We start from the raw sequence: 18050 nt of genomic DNA on the forward strand, positions 1-18050 counted from the left end.
GGTCAGCGCGGTCCCTTCCGCCCAGGTGTGGTCGACCCGTCGTCGTCGGGGACCTCAGGCCAGCCCTCGTCCCACTGCAGCTCGCAGATCTGCATGCGGATCTGGAGGTCCGGCTCCCACTCGTAGACGTGGTTGACCATGTAGTAGCGGCCCCGGTCCTTGATGACGTCCTGGCCGCCAGCCCCACCCTCGGTCTCGAGCACGACGGTCCCGCCGCCCTCGAGGAGCGGCACGCCGTCGCGGTCGACGTACGGGCCCGTGAGGCTCCTAGAGCGTCCCACCTGGACGTGGTAGCTGTCGCTGACGATGAAGCCGCGCGAGGTGAACAGGTAGTAGTTGCCCTTCCGGAAGACGATCGTGGGCGCCTCGAGCGACGGAGCCCCTGTCACCTCCGCCAGCTGCACCGGCTCACCGGTGGTCGAGGTCATGTCCCCCAGCTCGACGAGGTGGATGCCCTCCCACCACGACCCGAAAGCGAGGTACCAGGTGCCCCGGTCCTTGAGCACCTGCGGGTCGATCGCGTTGTAGGGGTCCCCGGGCTCCGACGTGAACACCGGGCCGTGGTCCTGCCAGCTGTCCAGGTCGTCGGGCGTCGTCGTCGACATCACGCCGATGGCCGAGTTCTGGGTACCGAGCTGGGAGACCGCGTAGTACAGCCAGAACGTGTCACCGGTGCGGACGATGTCCGGCGCCCAGAGGTGCTCCGAGCCGTACTCGAGCGCCCACTCAGGCACCGGCAGCGCGCCCAGCGACTCCCAGGGGCCCTCCAGGGAGCCCACGGAACGGCGCAGGTAGATGCCGCCCGGGTCCTCGGGCGACTGCAGGACGCCCGTCGAGGCGACGTAGTACGTCTGCGTGGACGGGTCCTTGAAGATCGCGGGGTCGTGCACCGGGTCGTCAACCGGCGTGGTGGAGCCGGTGTCTCCGGTCAGGGCGAGGCAGCCCGACGGGGGTGGCCCCTGCGTGTGGACGGAGGCCTGAGCGCCCGAGATCCCGGCGGCCATGCTGGCAGCAAGTGCGAGCACCAGCAGGAACGCGCCTCTCGGCGTCCAGCGGGTGTGGTCATGCGTCGTCGTCGACATGAGCTTGTCCCCTCTTCTGCGTCTAAGGGGGTGATCATCCGGACGGATCAGCCCCATTGCTGTCTGTCTTCCGTCTGTCGAGCCTGCTTCCGGGCCCGTCGACAGCGGTGTCGATCGAAGGTGCCCGAATTTCTACAACGATGTAGAGGAAATGTTACGTCCGGTTCCGCCTCTCGTCAACGGTTCGTGGCCGGTGGCGAGGGCCCAGGCCTCGCGCCCATAGTGGTGAGCGAGTCGGGCTGGCCCGACCCCTCGACCACCCAGGAGGACCCATGCACTACCGCATGCTCGGTGCGAGCGGCACCGTCGTCTCCACGCAGACGCTCGGCACGATGACCTTCGGCGCCGAGGCCGACGAGGAGACGTCCGGCCAGATCATGACCCGGTTCGTCGAGGCGGGCGGCACGCTCGTCGACACCGCCGACGTCTACAGCGCCGGGGTGTCTGAGGAGATCATCGGCCGCTGGCTGGCGCAGCACCCCACCGACGCCCGCGGGGTGGTCCTGGCGACTAAGGGTCGGTTCCCCATGGGGGAGGGGGCCAACGACGTCGGCCTGTCCCGCCGGCACCTGCGCGAGGCGTTGGACGCGTCGCTGCGCCGGCTCGGGGTGGACCACGTCGACCTCTACCAGATGCACGCGTGGGACGCCCTCACCCCCATCGAGGAGACCCTGCGCTTCCTGGACGACGCCGTCTCGGCCGGGAAGATCTCCGGCTACGGGTTCTCCAACTACCTCGGCTGGCAGCTCACCAAGGCCGTGCACGTCGCGCGTGCGCACGGCTGGGCGCCGCCGGTGACCCTCCAGCCGCAGTACAACCTCCTGGTCCGCGACATCGAGCACGAGGTGGTCCCCGCAGCCCTCGACGCCGGGATGGGTCTGCTGCCGTGGTCCCCGCTGGCCGGCGGGTGGCTGAGCGGCAAGTACCGCCGCGACGTCAGCCCCACCGGCGCCACCCGCCTCGGGGAGAACCCCGAGCGGGGGATGGAGGCGTGGGAGGCGCGCAACGCCGACGAGCGAACCTGGCAGGTGCTCGCCGTGGTCCAGGAGATCGCCGACGGCCACGGGGTGTCCCCCTCGCAGGTGGCGCTGGCGTGGCTCGGGGAGCAGCCCGCGGTGACCTCGGTCATCATCGGCGCGCGGACCGTCGAGCAGCTCGACGACAACCTCCACGCGGCCGACCTGCGCCTCTCCACCGAGGAGATCGCGCGGCTGAGCGAGGCCAGCGCCCCCCGCGCCGACGACTACCCCTACGGCCCCGCGGGGATCCAGCAGCGCCACCGGTCCTTGACCGGGGGCCGGTAGGGGCCTCGCCGGGCGGAGCAGCGGCGGGATCCTGAACCGGGGCCTACGGCCGGCCGCCGCCCCAGCCGCCGCCTCCGCCCATCCGCTGGGTCGTCAGCTCGGTGACCTGCTCGCCGTTGACGATCAGGGTGCCCCCGGACAGCGTCCCCGTCCCGTCGACGTCGGTCGCCGACTGCGCGGTGATGTCGATCGTGCCGCCCGTGATGGTGAGGTCGCCGTTGCTGTCGATCGCGTCGGTGTCGCCCGGGCCCATCACGACCGTGATGTCGCCGCCGTTGATCGTGATGCTCAGGCCGGTCGTCACGATCGCCGAGGCGGCAGCGTTGATGCCGTCGTCCGAGGCGTTGACCGTGATGTCACCGTCGTCGATCACGATGACCGGCGCTTCGATCCCCTCGACGGACTCGAGGATGTCGACGGTGCCGCCCGTGATGGTCACCTGCTGCTCGGCCTTGACGGCGTCGTCGCCGGTGGTAATGGTGATGTCGCCTCCGGAGACGACGAGCTGCCCTGCGCCGGCGTCGGTGTCGTTGCTGGACTTGATGCCGTCGCCCGCTGCGTCGACCGTGATCGTGCCGCCGCTGATGATCAGGGAGTCTGTGCCGCGGATGCCGTCGTCGACGCTCGTCACGGTGATCGTGCCGGCCTCGATCCACAGGTCGTCCTTGCCGACGATCGCGTCGGCGAACGTGGCGGTGACGTCCAGCGTGCCGGTGCCGGTGATGATCAGGTCGTCCGCCGAGTAGATCGCGCCGTCGACCTCCTCGTCGGAGCGTGCGGAGGCGTCGGAGACGGCGTTGGTGGTGCCGTCCGCCAGCTCGATCACGGTCGTCTCGGCGCTGTCGACCTGGATGGCGGCGCCGTCGCTGCTCTCGATCGTGGCGCCGTCCAGGATGATCCGCACGTACCCGTCGGTGGCCACGAGGACCTGTCCGGTGGTCGAGCCGCTGAGGACGTAGGTGCCGGCCTCGGTGATGGTGAGGCCGTCGTCGGTGAGCGTCACCTCCGTGGTCGGCAGGGCGCTCCAGTCGATGTCGCCGCTCGCGGAGCTCGTGTCGACCGCGGCGGTCGAGCTGGACGCGCTCGCGGTCGACTCGGTGCTGGACGCGGTGGTCGCGGTGCCCGAGCTCGAGGCGGTGGCGCCGCAGCCGGTGAGCAGCAGCGCAGAGGTGAGGAAGGCGGTGGTGGTGCAGGCGAGTCGTCTCATGATCAGTCCTTGGGTCGGGGTCCGGTGTCGGCGGAGCCCCACTTCATCGCGTGCCGCTATGCGCTCCCTGTGCGCTCCCCGTGCGAGGACTGTGGCGGCGGGAGCATTGGACCCACGGATGGTCTGCCGCGCAGCGCTACCCTCATGCGTCGGTGCGCACGTCGCGCCCGTGGAGAGGACCAGATGTCCATGCGCCACCGCCTCGCGGCTGTCTCCGCCGCCGGGCTCCTCATCCTCACCGGATGCACCGCGAGCCCTGAGACCGACCCAGCCGTCCCGTCAGCCGCCAGCTCGGAGACCGCTCCCGGTCCAGGCGGCGCCGTGGACGGGTCCGGCGCCGGTGTCGCGTCCTACGACCCCGCCGACGTGGTGGTCAGCCAAGAGGTCACCGTGCCGGGCTCTGAGGGCGACACTGCGACCGTCGGGGTGCTCTCCCTGACCGTCGAGGGCTCGGTCCAGGTGCTGCGACTCGTGGTGACCCCGAACTTCTCGAGCGTGAGCACCGCGGAGAGCGTCAACCAGTACGCCGTCTGGGGCACCGATGCGTTCCGTCCCACGCTCGTCGACATGGAGAACCTCAAGGTCTACTCCGCCCTCAGTGACACCGGTCAGTACTGGGCCTCGGACGCCGTGTACAACGAGGCGATCAACGGCGAGCCGATGATCGTCTGGGCGGTGTTCGCGGCACCCGAGGACGACGTCGACGCCGTCGACCTGCGGCTGCATGAGTCCTGGCCCGAGTTCACCGACATCCCGGTGACCCGGTGAGCAGAGTCCGCCGCGAGCGTCCCCGCACGGTGGGAGCCGTGGCTGCCGCGCTCGCAGCTGCCGTGCTGGTCACCGGCGCAGCCCCTGCCCCCGACGAGGGGTGGCAGGACCTGGGCGAACCCACCACCGAGCAGCTGGCGGTCTCGGTCCAGGTCTGGGACCCCCGCGGGACGGTCCACACCTGGAACCCCGAGGGAACGGTTCGAGGCCTCGCCGTCGAGGCGGCCGACGGCGCCGAGTCCGTGGTCAGCCTCACCGCCGACCTGCTGTTCGAGTTCGGCAGCGCGGAGCTCGCCGACTCGACCGCGGAGGCTGTCGCGGCGACCGTGGCCGACCTGCCCGAGGGCGTCGCGGTCCTCGTCGGCGGTCACACCGATGCCATGGGCACGGACGCGATCAACCTGCCGCTCTCGACCGCACGCGCCGAGGCGGTCGCAGCCGCGGTGCGCGACGCGCGACCGGACCTGGTCCTCACCGTGCAGGGATTCGGCTCGAGCGCTCCGGTGGCACCGAACACGGTCAGCGGGGAGGACGACCCGGAGGGCAGGGCCCTCAACCGCCGCGTGGAGCTGCGCTACACGAGCTGACGGGGGCCACCACCGGGCTGCCGCGGAGGCGCGCCGCGATCGTGACCGCCGCTCAGGCCTGGGCGTCCTCTCGCGACGCCCGTGCCAGTCGTTCGACGAGGTCGTCCGGGATCGGTGTGCGCAGCGAGAAGGTGATCCCGGTCTTGGTCGCCTTGAGGCCAGCCGCCGCGATCCCCTCGGCATGTGCGGAGATCGCGCCCGGAAGGAGGTACAGCCCGCACTGCTTGCTGAACGCCGCGTAGCTGGCGACGACCGTGCCGTCGATCCTGAACCCTGGCATGTTGTACGCCACGATCTCGTCGGCCTCCGGCAGGACGCGGGCCAGGATCGCGCGCAGATGTGCCAGCGCGGGCTGGAACTGCTCGGGCGCCGCGGCGATGTACGCGTCGTGATCGGCGATCGTCGTCATGCTCGACATCCTCGCCCACGTGCTCCGCTGACCATCAGGGTCAGCGTCGCCGGGCGGTCAGCGTGAAGGTCGCCGGGAGTCGCTCGGGCCGGTCGCGCAGGCGGTACTCGTCGACGCCTTCGTCGAGGACCATCAGCTCGGGGAGGGCCTCCCACGGGGCGCTGTCGTGCTCGGTCAGCGAGGTCAGCTCCAGGCCCGCGTCCAGCACCGCGGTGACGATCTCGCCCAGGCCGTGGTTCCACTCCATCGAGCGCGGCTGGGCGACCTTGTCCGCACCCGCGTAGCTGTACTCGTCGTTCCAGACGAGCGGCTCGGTCTGCTCGAAGTACGGGAGCTCGAGCGCGAGCGTCGTCGCCCCCGGACCGGTGATCCACGGCTGCTGTTCACGATCGACGTGGTCGGCACCGACCGTCATCGCGAGGGCCGAGTTCAGCACGGGGTGGCCGTCGCGGATGAACAGCCGACCACCCGGGCGCAGCAGGGCGGCGACCGTCTGCGCCCAGCGACGGATGTTCGGCAGCCAGCAGATCGCGCCGATGCCGGTGTAGACGAGGTCGAAGCGCCGGCCGTCGAGCGCCTCCGGTGCCGCGTAGACGTCGGACTGGACGTACTCGATGTCCGCGCCGGCGCGCTGCGCCAGGCTCCGCGCCTCGTCGAGGGAGGTGCCCGAGAGGTCGACGCCCGTCACCTGCGCGCCCAGCCGGGCAAGGCTCAGGGTGTCGGTGCCGAGGTGGCACTGCAGGTGGACGACGTCGAGGCCTGCGACGTCCCCGAGCCGTGGGCGGTCGAAGGCGACGACGGCCGAGAGAGCGTCCGGGTCGGCCAGCAGCCGGTCGATCCCGTAGCCCTGGGCATGCACCGATGCGCGGGCGTCCCAGTTGGTGCGGTTGAGCTCGAGGTACTCGTCGGTGGACACCTGCCGGACGCTAGCAGCGCCGTTGCCGCCGATGGGTGACACGGACACCCCGTCAACGGCAGGGCGCCAGCTCCTCGACGAGGCCGCCCCCGCTGTCGACAGCGATCCGGACGTCCTCGGCACTCGTCTCGAGAACGACGTCGTCGGTCGGGAAGGGGAAGGTCTCCTCGAGCGGGTAGGCCGCGCGCCGCGTCGCGATCGCCGAGCCGGGCGGCGCGACGTACAGCGCGGCCTCGCCGGAGAACATGATCTGCGTCTGGCGCACGACCGCCGTGCACCCCTCCGGGCTGGTAGCGACCACCACGTCGTCGTCGGCGGTGAACAGGCCCCAGAGGAGCGCCCTCGATGCGAGCAGCACGACCCCCGCCGTGAGCAGGGCTGAGGCGACCCGGCGCACGCCGCTCCGTGCCGTCCACCCGTGACGCGGCCCGCCGGCGCCTGGCGCGCGCCCACTCGTCCACGGCTGTCCATGCCTCAGGACGCCCGCGCCGACGACGACACCGACGACGCTCAGAACCATCGGGACCGGCTCGGCCAAGAAGACCCAGAGTCCGTAGCCCACGATCAGGACGAAGAATCCGACGAGAGGGATGAGGAGGAGTGACACCACCAGGAGCGAGGTCACGAGCCCACGGACGACCGCCCACTCCGCGTCCCGCAGGGGCCCCGGCGCCCGCGACACGAGGTGACCGCCCGCCATGGCAACCGCGGCCAGGACGACGGTGAGGAAGAGGGCCGGCCGACTCAGCGCGGTAGATCCGAAGACCAGCACGCGCTCTGATGCTGTCAGCGCTGCGACGCCCCCGGTCACGGCGGCGGCGAGGGAGCTGATCAGCGCGGACCGTCCAAGTACTCGGCGCCACCGGGGTGCGCGCGCCACCGTTCCCTCGGCTGCCGCAGCGGGAGCTGGCGCGCTCGGGGACGGGTCCAGATGGAGCATGATCACGACGCTAGTGACGCGTCGGCTTCGGTCGGCTCGGTTCACTGGACCTGCACCGCGCCCACCCGAACCCACCGCGTGGAGCGTCACGCAGTCTTCAACACAGGTGCGGCTTATTGAAGCCTAGTGAGCGACCAGCGGACGGCCGTCGAGCCCGATGCGCACGACGACGCAGCGTGGCCCGCGCTCACCACCGAGCCCCGCGACTGGACGTCGCATCTCGATGACGGGCGCCTCAGCATCTGGGAACGCCAGCGAATCTCCCGCCCCTACAAGGCGTCAGTCCTCCCGCTGATCGCCTCCCGTACCCCGCGCATCAGCAGCACCGTGCAAGTCCTCGTCAACGACGCGACCTCGGACGTCGCACGGTTCGACAGCGAAGTCGCGACGATGCCTGTGCCCATGCCCGCGGTCCTGCTCCGCACCGAGTCGGCGTCCAGCTCTCAGATCGAGCATCTGACCACCGACGCCCGCAACCTCGCCATGGCGAGCCTCGGAGTCGGAGCCAAGCAGAATGCCGAGCTCGTGGCTGCGAACGTGCGCGCCATGAATGAAGCCCTCGCCATCGGCGACCACGTCACCCCCGACACGATCCTTGCTGTTCACCGCGCCTTGCTCGCCGCGTCAGACCCCGAGGTCGCCGGACAGTGGCGCGACGAACAGGCGTGGGTCGGCGCCTCCGCGATCAGTCCGCACGGCGCCGACTTCATCCCCCCGCACCATGAACGTGTGCAGACCGCGATCCTTGACATGGTCGGGTTCGCTGCGCGCGACGACATCCCCGCACTCACGCACGCAGCGCTCGTTCATGCTCAGTTCGAGACCATCCACCCGTTCGTCGACGGCAACGGGCGCACCGGCCGTGTGCTGCTGCACCAGGTCTTGCGCCGCCGGGCCGTGACCCGGCACGCGACCGTGCCCGTGTCCGCCGGCCTCGTGCGCGATCCCGAGCGCTACTTCCGCGCACTCACCAGCTACCGCGAAGGCGATGCCGATGTCATCGTCGAACAGGTTGCCTACGCGGCAGTGGCCGCCATCATCAACGGCCGCCAGCTCGCGAACGACGTCATGGCTCTCCGCGCTGGATGGCAGGACCAGATCAAGGCCCGATCCGACTCGGCGGCATGGCGCCTCGCCGACGACCTCTTCGCCCAGCCTGTCGTCAACGCGGAGTACGTCGCAGCGACGCTCGCGATCTCCGACCGTGGTGCCCGCAACGCGATCGAGGTCCTCGAGAAGGCCGGCGTCCTTCATCCGTCGACCTCGGCGCGACGGCACAAGGTCTGGCAAGCGCCGCACGTCCTGACCGCCATGGATGCGTTTGCCGCCCGTGCTGGGCGCCGCGCCTGACCCGACCGACAGCCCGCTGGGAGCTGTCGTTGTCGGGACCCGACAACCAGTCGGGCGGATCCTGAGTGCGACGCCGCCCCCGCGCACCCGAAGGGCTCCACTAGCGTCGCCGAAGGCGCGCCATGGACCCATGTCCGGCGCACCTCCTGCACCCCCACATCGCTAGGACGGTTCCCATGACCCTGCTCGCCGGCAAGAAGATCCTGGTCACCGGGGTGCTGACGGAGGGGTCGATCGCCTTCCACGTCGCCCGCCTCGCGCAGGAGCAGGGGGCCGAGGTCGTACTCACGTCCTTCGGGCGGCAGATGCGGCTCACCGAGGTCATCGCCCGGCGGCTGCCCGTGCCGGCACCGGTGGTCGAGCTCGACGTGACCTCGCCCGAGCACCTGGAGGGCCTGGCCGGCGCGGTCGGTGAGCACGTGGACCGGCTGGACGGGGTGGTGCACTCGATCGGGTTCGCCCCGCAGTCGGTGCTCGGCGACAAGTTCCTCACGGCCGCCTGGGAGGACGTCGCGACCGCCGTCCACGTCTCGGCCTTCTCGCTCAAGTCCCTGGCCGTGGCCGCTCTGCCGCTCATGGGCCGCGGGGGCTCGATCGTCGGGCTGACCTTCGACGCGAGCTACGCCTGGCCCGTGTACGACTGGATGGGCGTCGCCAAGGCGGCCTTCGAGTCGACCTCACGCTACCTGGCCCGGGACCTCGGCCCGCAGGGGATCCGCGTCAACCTCGTCTCCGCCGGCCCGGTCAAGACCACGGCCGCGACCTCGATCCCCGGGTTCGAGGCCATCGAGGGCGGCTGGGACGCCAAGGCGCCCCTCGGCTGGGACGTCCGTGACCCGGACCCCACCGCCCGCTCCGTCCTCGCCCTGCTCTCCGACTGGTTCCCGGCCACCACGGGCGAGATCGTCCACGTGGACGGCGGCGTGCACGCGATGGGGTTGTAGCACCGCCGGGCCGTTCCAGGGACCTTGGGCCCAGGAGTCGGCGAGGGGGGCGCCCACACTCGCGGAGGCAGAAGTTACGGTCCCGTAGGTTCGTCTGGAGGTCCCCGTCATGGCGTTGCACCAGGCACCGACCGACCTCGCCCCGCCCCGCACCCAGCTCCCGCCGATCATCCAGGGCGGGATGGGGGTCGCCGTCTCCTCCTGGCCCCTGGCGAGGGCTGTCTCGGCGGCGGGCCAGCTCGGCGTCGTCTCCGGGACCGCGCTCGACGTGGTGCTCGCCCGACGCCTGCAGGACGGCGACCCCGGCGGGCACCTGCGCCGCGCCCTGGCGCACTTCCCCGTCCCGGCGATGGCCCAGCGCGTCCTCGACAGGTACTTCCGGGCCAAGGGCCGCGCGGCCGGTCAGCCCTACCTGCCCGTGCCCAAGCTCGGCCTGCGACCCTCGACCGGGGGGCTCGAGCTCGGCGTCGTCGGGGCGTTCGTCGAGGTCTGGCTCGCCAAGGAGGGCCACACCGGGCCGGTGGGGATCAACCTCCTCGAGAAGATCCAGATGGCCAGCCCGAGCGCTGCCTACGGGGCGATGCTCGCCGGGGTCGACGTCGTGCTGGTGGGGGCGGGGATCCCCGTCCAGTTCGCCGCGATGCTGAACCGCCTGGCCCACCACGAGCCCGTCGTGCTCGACGTCCGCGTCGACGACGCGACCCGCGCCTACACCGTGGACCTCGACCCGGACCGGCTGACCGGCGGCGGGCTCGCGCCCCTGCACCGGCCGCAGCTCCTCGCGATCATCTCGGCCCACATCCTGGCCGTGCACCTGGCCCGCGACCCGGCGACCACGCCGGACGGCTTCGTCGTCGAGGCACCACCGGCCGGTGGGCACAACGCCCCGCCCCGGGGGCGCCTCACCCTCGACGAGGACGGCCAAGCGGTGTTCGGGCCCCGGGACCAGGCCGACCTGGCCGCCGTCGCCACGGTCGGGGTGCCCTTCTGGCTCGGCGGCGGGCACGGGACGCCCGAGCAGGTGAGGCGGGCGCGGGAGGCCGGGGCCTCGGGGGTGCAGGTGGGCTCGCTGTTCGCCCTGGCCGCCGAGTCCGGGATCGAGCCCGAGCTGCGCCGCTCGATGCTCGCGGACCTGGCCGCCGGGACCCTCGAGGTGCGGACCGACCCACGCGCCTCACCCACCGGGTTCCCGTTCAAGGTGGTGACCATGCCCGGCACGCAGTCCGACGCCGAGGTGTACCGGGCCCGGCCACGGCTGTGCGACGTCGCCCACCTGCGCGTGCCCTTCGAACGCAGCACGGGGACCGTGGGCTACCGGTGCCCCGGCGAACCCGTCGACGTCTACGTCGAGAAGGGCGGCACGGTCGAGGGCACCGCGGGGCGAACCTGCCTGTGCAACACCCTGCTGGCCACCGTCGGCCTCGGCCAGACGCGGCGCGAGGGGTACCGCGAGGCGCCCCTGCTGACCCTGGGCACCGACCTGAGCGGCGCCGCCGCCCTGCTCGAGCGCCACCCGGACGGCTGGCGTGCTGCCGACGTCCTCGCGTACCTGCTCGGCTGAGTCGACAGGGCGGGCCGCTACGCCCACGCCGATGATCACCCCGCGCCGTAGAGTGCGGTGATGACACAGGTGCATCGTGAGGTCGAGACGAAGTACGAGGCGGACGCGGAGCTCCAGCTGCCGGACCTGGTCGAGCTGTTCGGGTCGGTGCGCGAGGGGGCGTCGAGCCCGGAGGAGTCGTCCTGGGCAGAGGAGAGCGTGGAACGGCAGCGCCTCCGCGCCACCTACTTCGACACCGCGGAGCTCGACCTCGCTGCGGCCGGGCTGACCCTGCGACGGCGCACCGGTGGTTCGGACGCGGGCTGGCACCTCAAGGTCCCGATGGCTGACCGGTCGCGGTCCGAGGTCCGGCTCCCCCTCGGACGTGGCGCCACCACCGTCCCGCCGCGCCTCGTCGCGATGGTCTACGCGGCCACCGACGGGCGCGACCTGGTCCCCGTCGTGAAGATCGAGACCGACCGCACCGTGCGGCACCTGGTCGACGAGGCCCGGCAGGTCGCCGTCGAGGTCGCCGACGACCTGGTCACCTCCCGCCCCGTGCCGTCGTCGGACTCGGGAGAGAGCCCGCCCGCGACCTCGTGGCGAGAGATCGAGGTCGAGCTCGTCGACGGCCCCGCCAGCCTGCTGGACTCCCTCGACCCCGCCCTGCGGGCGAGCGGCCTGGTCCCGGCCAGGACTGCCTCGAAGCTGGCCCGGGCGCTCGGCCGCACGTCACTGGCCAGCCCGGCGGGTAGCAAGGCACGCAAGACCTCGGCGAAGAAGGCCGCAGCGCCCACGAAGGCCGCCTCGGGCAAGAAGCCCCGCGCGGGGGCGGTCGCGCTCGCCCACATCGGTGTGCAGGTCGACAAGATCCGCGGGCAGGACCTGCCCGTGCGCCTGGATGTCGAGGGCTCCGTGCACGCGATGCGCGTCGCCACCAGGAGGCTGCGCAGCGCCCTCACCACGTTCGCGCCCCTCCTCGACCGGAAGGTCACCGACCCGCTGGGCACGGAGCTCACGTGGCTGGCCCGCGTCCTGGGGGAGGCCCGCGACGCCGAGGTGATGCGGGCCCGCATCGGCGCGGCCGTCGACGAGGAGCGTCCCGATGCGCGTCTCGATGCCGCGGTCGCCGAGAGCGTGGACGACGAGCTCGACAACGCCTACCGGGCAGCGCATGAGGACGTGGTGAACCAGCTGAGCAGTGACCGGTACCGGGCCCTGCTCGACGCGCTCCGAGCCCTTGTCGAGAACCCGCCGCTCACCGAGCGTGCCGGACGGTCGGCGCAGAAGGTCCTGCCGGGACTCGTCGCGAAGAGCGACGCGAGGGTCGGTGCTGCCATGCGAGCCGTCCGCACGGCGCGCGACGAGGCCAAGCGCGAGGCAGCGCTCCACCGTGCCCGCAAGGCCGCCAAGCAGGCGCGCTACGCGGCCGAGTCGGTGGCGCCGGTGTTCGGCAAGGACGCACGGAGGTTCGCCGCAGCCATGGAGGGGGTCCAGCAGGCGCTCGGCGACCACCTGGACTCCTTGGCCACCCGCGACCGGCTCCGTGAGCTCGCCTCCCGGACCGATCAGCCCAGCACCGCGTTCACCTACGGCCGTCTCCACGCCTTCGAGGACGCGAGAGCGGAGCAGTCGGGCGAGCTCGTCGGCGATGCCTGGGCTGCGGCACGCAAGAAGAAGCTCCGCACCTGGTTGGACTGAGCCGGCAGGGCGCCCACGCCGTGCCGCGGGACGGGAGCGCCTGCCCTCAGGCTCCCGGCACGGCGGCCACGGACGCTGCGTGCTCGTAGTGCCGCAGCAGCCGGTCGCACACCACCGGCCACGTCCGTGCCCGCACGGCCTGATGGGCGGCCACCCCCATGGCGACGCGCTTGGCCTGGTCACCCACGAGGTCGACCACCCGCGTGCGCAACGCAGCGAGGTCGCCCTGGGGGTAGAGCCAGCCGGTCCGGCTGTGGTCGACGAGGTCGCGCAGGCCCCCCGCGCCGACGGCCACCACGGGCACGCCGCTCGCCATCGCCTCCTGGGCGGCCTGGCAGAACGTCTCGTAGGGGCCGGTGTGCACCATGACGTCGAGGCTCGCGACGGCCCGCGAGAGGGCCAGGCCCGACAGCGACCCGGTGAAGTGCGCCCCGGGCAGGCGCCGCGCGAGCCGCTCGCGCTCCGGCCCGTCGCCGATGACGACCAGCTGCACCCCGGGCAGGTCCGCCAGCACGGCGAGGTCCTCGACCTGCTTCTCGGCGGCGAGCCTGCCGACGAAGCCGACGACGACGTCACCGCCCGGGGTGAACCGCGCCCGGAGGCCGGCGTCGCGGTGGGTGGGGGAGAAGGCCGCGGTGTCGACCCCGCGCGGCCACACCTCCACGCGAGGGATGTCGTGGTCGAGGAGCTCCTGGGCGGAGGTCGGCGACGGCGCGAGGGTGAGCTGGGCCCGCCCGTGGACGGACCGGATGTGCCGCCACGCCGAGGTCGAGGCCGCGGTGAGCCCGTACCGGCGGAAGAACCCTGCGACGTCGGTCTGGTAGATGGCGACGACGGGGATGCCGAGCGACCCGGCCACGCGCATCACGGGGCCGCCGAGGGTGAACGGGGACGCGAGGTGCAGGACGTCGGGGCGGAACTCCGCGAGCCTGCGGTGCAACGACCCCGAGGCCACCGCGGGCACCGGCACCGGGACGCGCACGTGGCGGTGGCCGGGCAGGCCCACGGACGGCAGGTTCACCACGTCGAAGCCCTCGCACTCCGGGGGCGGGTCACCCAGCGCGAAGACCCGCGCGTCGTGGCTCGTCCGGCTCAGGTGGCGCAGCACCTGCTGCACGGACCCGGTGACCCCGTTGATCGAGGGAAGGAACGTCTCGGACACGACGGCGATCTTCACGCTCGAATCCCACCAAGGTGATCTTCACCGCAGGTGTGCCGCCGGAGGCGGGCAGGGGACGTCCGCGTGAACCCTGGGCGGGACGACGACGTCGGCGCGCACGCTGGAACATCCCGGCTGCCGGACTCGTTGAACAAGACACGATGAGACTGAATCGATACGAGGAGTTCGAGGACCCGGCCGGCCGCCGGGTCCGGTACCGGCGCCGCGACACCGGGGGCGTGGTCGCCGTCGGAGCCGAGGTCGCGCAGGACGCGACGCTCGGTCGCGAGACGTGGGTCGACCCTGGGGCGCGCGTCGTGGCCGGTGCGCGCATCGGGTCGCACGGCTGGGTCGAGGCGGGAGCCGTCGTGGGCGAGCAGGCCCGGCTCGGGCGCGACGTCCACGTCGGCCGTGATGCCGTCGTCGGCGCCGGGGCGTGGGTCGGCGACCGGACCCACATCGGCGCGCGTGCCCATCTCGCGGCGGGGGTCGCCCTCGAGCCGGACACCAGAGTCCCCGAGGACCAGGACGTGGTCGTGGCACCGACCACCCCGTCCGTGCCCGCCAAGGTCAGACGGGGCCGCGCCGCGTAGGTCAGCCTCGAGATGGCCCGGGGCGCCCGACGGTGACCCCTGAGCGGCCCCTGAGGCGCACGCCGCCCCCGACGACCAGGGATCAGGGACGCCTCAGGTGCCTCCCCGATGTGTCAGACCCCCGCGAGGACCACGCTGGTGTCATGCCCGCAGGACGCGGGCGCCGCTCCCCACCTCGAGCGGACATCCCCCGCCAGCAGCGGGTCAGAAGGGAACGTCACGTGGGCATCCAGGACAGCTTGTACGCCGAGGGCTACTACCGGCCCCACCAGGACAGGATCCTCGGGGGCGTGTGCGCCGGGCTCGGCCGCCGCTGGGGGATGACCCCGTGGAGCGTGCGGTGGCTCTTCATCCTCATCCTCTTCGTGGTGCCGGGCTCCCCGATCCTCATCTACCCGATCCTGTGGATCTTCATGCCCGACGAGCGCAGCGTGTGGGCGCCTGCGCCGCCGACCCCGAACCCGTAGCCCGCGCCGGCCCCTGCTGCCCGCGCCAGCCCCCGCCGAGGTCGCACATCTGCACCGAGGTCGCACCTGTGATCGTGCGTTCTCGGTGCAGATGTGCGACCTGAGCGGGGGGTAGGGCAGGTGGGCGGGGCAGCTCAGCCCACCGGCAGGCACACGGCCTGCGAGCAGCGGTCCACCTCGTCGGCGTCCAGGGTGAGGTCCGCGGCGGCGGCGGAGTCGGTGATCGAGGTCGCGCGTCGGGAGCCGGGGATGGCGATGAGCGCCTCGCTGAGGGCCAGCTCCCAGGCCAGCACCACCTGCTGGGGGCTGACCCCGTGGTGCTGGCCGATCTCGGCGAACACCGCGAACCGCTCGCCGACCTGCTGCGCCCCGCCGCCCGTGCCGCCGAGGGGGCTCCAGGGCAGGAAGGCGATCCCGTGCTCCTCGCAGTACCGGAGCTCGTCGTAGCTGCCCGGGTGGCGCGGGGAGAACTCGTTCTGCACGCTCACCAGGGCTCCCTCGCCCAGCACCTCGCGCGCGATCTCGATCTCCTCGACGCTCGCGTTGGAGATGCCGATCTCGCGGATCTTGCCTGACCGCTTGAGCTCGGCCAGGTTCTCCATGACGTCGGCGTAGACCATCGTCCGGTCGGGGCGGTGGTACTGGTACAGGTCGATCGCCTCGACCTGCAGGGCGCGCAACGAGCTCTCCACCGCGGCGCGCAGGTGGGCCAGCGAGCCGTCGCGGCCCCACGTCTCGCCGTCGCCGCGGGTGATGCCGCCCTTGGTGGTGACCAGGACGTCGGAGGTGTCGCCGTGCCAGGTCCGGACCGCCTCACCGACCAGGCGCTCGTTGTGCCCGACCTGGTCCCAGGCCGGAGCGTAGATGTCCGCGGTGTCGATCAGGGTGACGCCCGCGTCCAGCGCTGCGTGGATGGTGGCGATCGCGTCCGCCGGCTCCGGGTACTCCTTCTTCTGGTTCATCGACAGCGGCATCGCGCCCAGGCCGATCGCGGAGACGGTGTACGGGCCGAGCTTGCGCTGCTGCACGGGAGGAACCTCCGGGTCGGGACGGTCCGGCGCGGGCCACGGGCCGGTCCGTCCCAGCATCGCACCCCCGCGGGCGAGCGGCAGGTCGTGGCCCCCGACGTGAGGTCCGGCGCCGGTCGAGCGTCTCCCAGGTCCCGGGGGCGTCCTACCCTCGTGGTGTGACGAACTCCGAGCGGCGCCCGCAGGACCACGACCTGACGGTCGCCACGCTCGACCAGGGGGTCGAGATCATCGAGTCGCGCGAGGTGCCCCTCGGTGGCCCCCGGGCGATGACGGTGCGCCGGACCCTGCCGTCGCGCCAGCGCTCCCTCATCGGGGCGTTCTGCTTCGCCGACCACTACGGCCCGGACGCCGTCGAGGCGACGGGCGGCATGGATGTGGCCCCGCACCCGCACACCGGTCTGCAGACCGTCACGTGGCTCTTCGAGGGCCGGGTGCTGCACCAGGACGCCCTGGGCTCGGTGCAGGAGATCCGGCCCGGGCAGCTCAACCTCATGACGGCGGGTCGTGGGGTCTGCCACTCGGAGGAGGGTACCGTCCGGCGCTTCCCCGACCAGAGCAGCCTGCACGGCATCCAGTTGTGGACCGCCCTGCCGGAGTCGACGCGGCACGGTGAGCGGGCCTTCGAGCACGTCGAGGAGGTCCCCACGGTCACCATCGACGGCGCGCGGGTGCAGGTCTTCATGGGGGCCCTCGGCGGTGCGACCTCCCCGGCGCGGGCCGACACCCCGCTCGTCGCCGCGCAGGTCGACCTGCCGGCCGGTGCTCGGGTCCGGCTGCCGGTCGAGCCGGGGTTCGAGCACGGCGTCATGCTCGACACGGGGCAGCTGCACGTGGCCGGCCACCCGCTGGCCCCGTCGGCCCTGGCCTACCTGCCCCCCGGCCGCGAGGAGATCGAGCTCGTCGCGGGTGACGCGGGCGCGCGGCTCGTCCTCATGGGCGGCGCGCCCTTCGAGGAGGACATCCTCATGTGGTGGAACTTCGTCGGGCGCGAGCACGAGGAGGTCGTCGAGGCCCGCGAGCAGTGGCAGGCCGCCGTCCGCGGGGAGGAGGAGGGCATCGCACGGTTCGGGCAGGTGCTCGGGTACGAGGGCGACCCGCTACCCGCCCCGGCCCTGCCGCACGTGCGCCTCAAGTCACGCGGTCGGCTGTAGCGGGGACGCCGTCGGCCCCGTCCGGGCAGTCCGGCCGCCGCTGAGACGAGGTCGGGCCGCCCCCGGCGGGTTCAGCGGCCGACGACGGCGTCGTACATCTCGTCGAAGCGGTGCTGGCGGTCCGCGTAGTGCTCGGCACGGTTGCTCTCGGGCTCGTAGGTGGTGCCGGTCGGCCGCGGGGCCCGGGGGACGTCCGGCGCGAGCACGTCCAGGGCCAGGAGGGCGGTGCCGCGCAAGGTGGACCGCTTGAGGGTCACGTGGGTGACGGGACGGCCCAGCACGTCGGCGAGGATCTGCAGCCAGCCCGGGTGGTCGTTGCTGACCCTGCCCGACGCCGTCATCCGCACCGCCTCGGGCGCCGCGGGACCGAGCTCGGCGACCACCCGGGCGTAGGTGATCGCGATGCCCTCGACCGTGCCGCGGAGCAGGGCGGCGCTGTCCGTCGCGGCGGTGATGCCGGTGATCGTGGCCTGGGCGTCACCGGCCCAGTGGGGTGCCCGTTCGCCCGTCAGGTACGGCAGCACCAGCGGCGTCGCGGCCGACGGCGGTGCGGTCAGCAGCGGGTCGATGTCCTCCTCGAGCCGGAAGGTGCTGGTCGCCCAGGCGAAGGCCCTCCCGACGTCGTTCAGCGCCCCGCCCAGGAGGGTGCGGTCGCCGTCGACCCGGTAGTTCCACAGGCCCAGAGGCAGCGGCTCGGCGGCGCGGGGGAGCAGCACCCGGAGCGCGCCGCTGGTCGCGGTGGCCGCAGCCATGGTGGTCGGGTCGGTCGCGCCGGCACCGACGTTGCTCGCGAACCCGTCGGTGATGACCGGGAACCAGCGGGCCTCGGCCAGGGCCGGCCTCCGCGGCGCCGTCGTCGGCCCCACCGTGTCCGCCAGGTCGGGGGGCGGCGACAAGCCGG

General features: G+C 72.5%; 18 protein-coding genes. 10 read left to right on the top strand and 8 right to left on the bottom strand.

The genetic code is table 11. The features are described 5' to 3' along the window. Window positions 1-2: 2 nt before the first annotated feature. The gene (locus L0B03_RS00290) at window positions 3-1082 is read right to left on the bottom strand and encodes an arabinan endo-1,5-alpha-L-arabinosidase (protein WP_250442590.1); all 1080 of its coding nucleotides are present in this window, start codon (window positions 1080-1082) and stop codon (window positions 3-5) included. A gap of 272 nt (window positions 1083-1354) precedes the next feature. Here L0B03_RS00290 and L0B03_RS00295 point away from each other — a divergent pair, with 272 nt between their 5' ends. Continuing rightward, on the top strand, window positions 1355-2386 hold the full coding sequence (locus L0B03_RS00295; RefSeq protein ID WP_250442592.1) for an aldo/keto reductase: 1032 nt from the start codon (window positions 1355-1357) through the stop codon (window positions 2384-2386). Window positions 2387-2429: 43 nt separating this feature from the next. Here the strand turns inward: L0B03_RS00295 and L0B03_RS00300 are convergent, their stop codons facing one another. After that, the gene (locus tag L0B03_RS00300; protein ID WP_250442594.1) at window positions 2430-3593 is read right to left on the bottom strand and encodes a carbohydrate-binding domain-containing protein; all 1164 of its coding nucleotides are present in this window, start codon (window positions 3591-3593) and stop codon (window positions 2430-2432) included. A 183-nt stretch (window positions 3594-3776) separates the two neighbouring features. Between L0B03_RS00300 and L0B03_RS00305 the strand changes: the two genes are divergently transcribed. After that, window positions 3777-4361 (top strand): hypothetical protein, encoded by a 585-nt coding sequence (locus L0B03_RS00305; RefSeq protein ID WP_250442596.1) that lies wholly within the window; start codon window positions 3777-3779, stop codon window positions 4359-4361. A 38-nt stretch (window positions 4362-4399) separates the two neighbouring features. Continuing rightward, entirely contained in the window at window positions 4400-4948 is a 549-nt protein-coding gene (locus tag L0B03_RS19460) for an OmpA family protein (RefSeq protein WP_250442598.1), read from the top strand. A 52-nt stretch (window positions 4949-5000) separates the two neighbouring features. Here L0B03_RS19460 and L0B03_RS00315 read toward each other — a convergent pair whose 3' ends face one another. From L0B03_RS00315 to L0B03_RS00325, 3 genes are read right to left on the bottom strand one after another with little or no spacing between them, the layout of a single operon-like run. Then, window positions 5001-5357 (bottom strand): iron chaperone, encoded by a 357-nt coding sequence (locus L0B03_RS00315; protein WP_250442600.1) that lies wholly within the window; start codon window positions 5355-5357, stop codon window positions 5001-5003. Window positions 5358-5397: 40 nt separating this feature from the next. Continuing rightward, complete coding sequence (locus L0B03_RS00320) at window positions 5398-6273, bottom strand: class I SAM-dependent methyltransferase (protein ID WP_250442602.1); 876 nt, start codon at window positions 6271-6273, stop codon at window positions 5398-5400. Window positions 6274-6325: 52 nt separating this feature from the next. Continuing rightward, entirely contained in the window at window positions 6326-7213 is an 888-nt protein-coding gene (locus L0B03_RS00325) for a hypothetical protein (RefSeq protein WP_250442605.1), read from the bottom strand. A gap of 126 nt (window positions 7214-7339) precedes the next feature. Here L0B03_RS00325 and L0B03_RS00330 point away from each other — a divergent pair, with 126 nt between their 5' ends. The 4 genes from L0B03_RS00330 to L0B03_RS00345 all read left to right on the top strand — a co-directional run bounded on the left by L0B03_RS00330 (window position 7340) and on the right by L0B03_RS00345 (window position 12748). Further along, the gene (locus L0B03_RS00330) at window positions 7340-8563 is read left to right on the top strand and encodes a Fic family protein (RefSeq protein WP_250442607.1); all 1224 of its coding nucleotides are present in this window, start codon (window positions 7340-7342) and stop codon (window positions 8561-8563) included. Window positions 8564-8739: 176 nt separating this feature from the next. After that, a complete protein-coding gene (gene fabI, locus L0B03_RS00335; protein ID WP_250442609.1) occupies window positions 8740-9507 on the top strand; it encodes an enoyl-ACP reductase FabI in 768 nt (255 codons plus the stop codon). Between the two features lie 109 nt (window positions 9508-9616). Next, window positions 9617-11068: a nitronate monooxygenase gene (locus tag L0B03_RS00340; RefSeq protein WP_250442611.1), complete on the top strand. Its 1452-nt coding sequence runs from the start codon at window positions 9617-9619 to the stop codon at window positions 11066-11068. Window positions 11069-11128: 60 nt separating this feature from the next. Beyond that, the gene (locus tag L0B03_RS00345; protein WP_250442613.1) at window positions 11129-12748 is read left to right on the top strand and encodes a CYTH and CHAD domain-containing protein; all 1620 of its coding nucleotides are present in this window, start codon (window positions 11129-11131) and stop codon (window positions 12746-12748) included. A gap of 46 nt (window positions 12749-12794) precedes the next feature. Here the strand turns inward: L0B03_RS00345 and L0B03_RS00350 are convergent, their stop codons facing one another. Then, window positions 12795-13925, bottom strand: coding sequence for a glycosyltransferase family 1 protein (locus tag L0B03_RS00350; protein ID WP_250442615.1), 1131 nt, complete (start codon window positions 13923-13925; stop codon window positions 12795-12797). Between the two features lie 143 nt (window positions 13926-14068). On the opposite strand from L0B03_RS00350, the gene L0B03_RS00355 reads away from it, so the two are divergent. Continuing rightward, window positions 14069-14500 carry a transferase gene (locus L0B03_RS00355; RefSeq protein WP_250442618.1) on the top strand — a complete coding sequence of 144 codons (432 nt, stop codon included), beginning with the start codon at window positions 14069-14071 and terminating at the stop codon, window positions 14498-14500. A gap of 221 nt (window positions 14501-14721) precedes the next feature. Then, window positions 14722-14967, top strand: a complete 246-nt coding sequence (locus L0B03_RS00360; protein ID WP_250442620.1) for a PspC domain-containing protein — start codon at window positions 14722-14724, stop codon at window positions 14965-14967. A gap of 134 nt (window positions 14968-15101) precedes the next feature. Here the strand turns inward: L0B03_RS00360 and L0B03_RS00365 are convergent, their stop codons facing one another. Further along, window positions 15102-15995 carry an aldo/keto reductase gene (locus tag L0B03_RS00365; protein WP_250442622.1) on the bottom strand — a complete coding sequence of 298 codons (894 nt, stop codon included), beginning with the start codon at window positions 15993-15995 and terminating at the stop codon, window positions 15102-15104. Between the two features lie 158 nt (window positions 15996-16153). On the opposite strand from L0B03_RS00365, the gene L0B03_RS00370 reads away from it, so the two are divergent. Further along, window positions 16154-17149: a pirin family protein gene (locus L0B03_RS00370; protein WP_250442624.1), complete on the top strand. Its 996-nt coding sequence runs from the start codon at window positions 16154-16156 to the stop codon at window positions 17147-17149. Window positions 17150-17220: 71 nt separating this feature from the next. Here the strand turns inward: L0B03_RS00370 and L0B03_RS00375 are convergent. Beyond that, on the bottom strand, window positions 17221-18050 hold an 830-nt coding region (locus L0B03_RS00375; RefSeq protein WP_250442626.1), incomplete at its 5' end, for an FGGY-family carbohydrate kinase.

The organism is Actinotalea sp. C106, from assembly GCF_023630195.1.
GTDB lineage: Bacteria > Actinomycetota > Actinomycetes > Actinomycetales > Cellulomonadaceae > Actinotalea.

Excerpts from the sequence above, each read along its gene's own strand:
- L0B03_RS00290 (WP_250442590.1), bottom strand. The coding sequence starts at position 1,082 with ATGTCGACGACGACGCATGACCACACCCGCTGGACGCCGAGAGGCGCG.
- L0B03_RS00295 (WP_250442592.1), top strand. The coding sequence starts at position 1,355 with ATGCACTACCGCATGCTCGGTGCGAGCGGCACCGTCGTCTCCACGCAG.
- L0B03_RS00300 (WP_250442594.1), bottom strand. The coding sequence starts at position 3,593 with ATGAGACGACTCGCCTGCACCACCACCGCCTTCCTCACCTCTGCGCTG.
- L0B03_RS00305 (WP_250442596.1), top strand. The coding sequence starts at position 3,777 with ATGTCCATGCGCCACCGCCTCGCGGCTGTCTCCGCCGCCGGGCTCCTC.
- L0B03_RS00315 (WP_250442600.1), bottom strand. The coding sequence starts at position 5,357 with ATGACGACGATCGCCGATCACGACGCGTACATCGCCGCGGCGCCCGAG.
- L0B03_RS00325 (WP_250442605.1), bottom strand. The coding sequence starts at position 7,213 with ATGCTCCATCTGGACCCGTCCCCGAGCGCGCCAGCTCCCGCTGCGGCA.
- fabI (WP_250442609.1), top strand. The coding sequence starts at position 8,740 with ATGACCCTGCTCGCCGGCAAGAAGATCCTGGTCACCGGGGTGCTGACG.
- L0B03_RS00340 (WP_250442611.1), top strand. The coding sequence starts at position 9,617 with ATGGCGTTGCACCAGGCACCGACCGACCTCGCCCCGCCCCGCACCCAG.
- L0B03_RS00345 (WP_250442613.1), top strand. The coding sequence starts at position 11,129 with ATGACACAGGTGCATCGTGAGGTCGAGACGAAGTACGAGGCGGACGCG.
- L0B03_RS00355 (WP_250442618.1), top strand. The coding sequence starts at position 14,069 with ATGAGACTGAATCGATACGAGGAGTTCGAGGACCCGGCCGGCCGCCGG.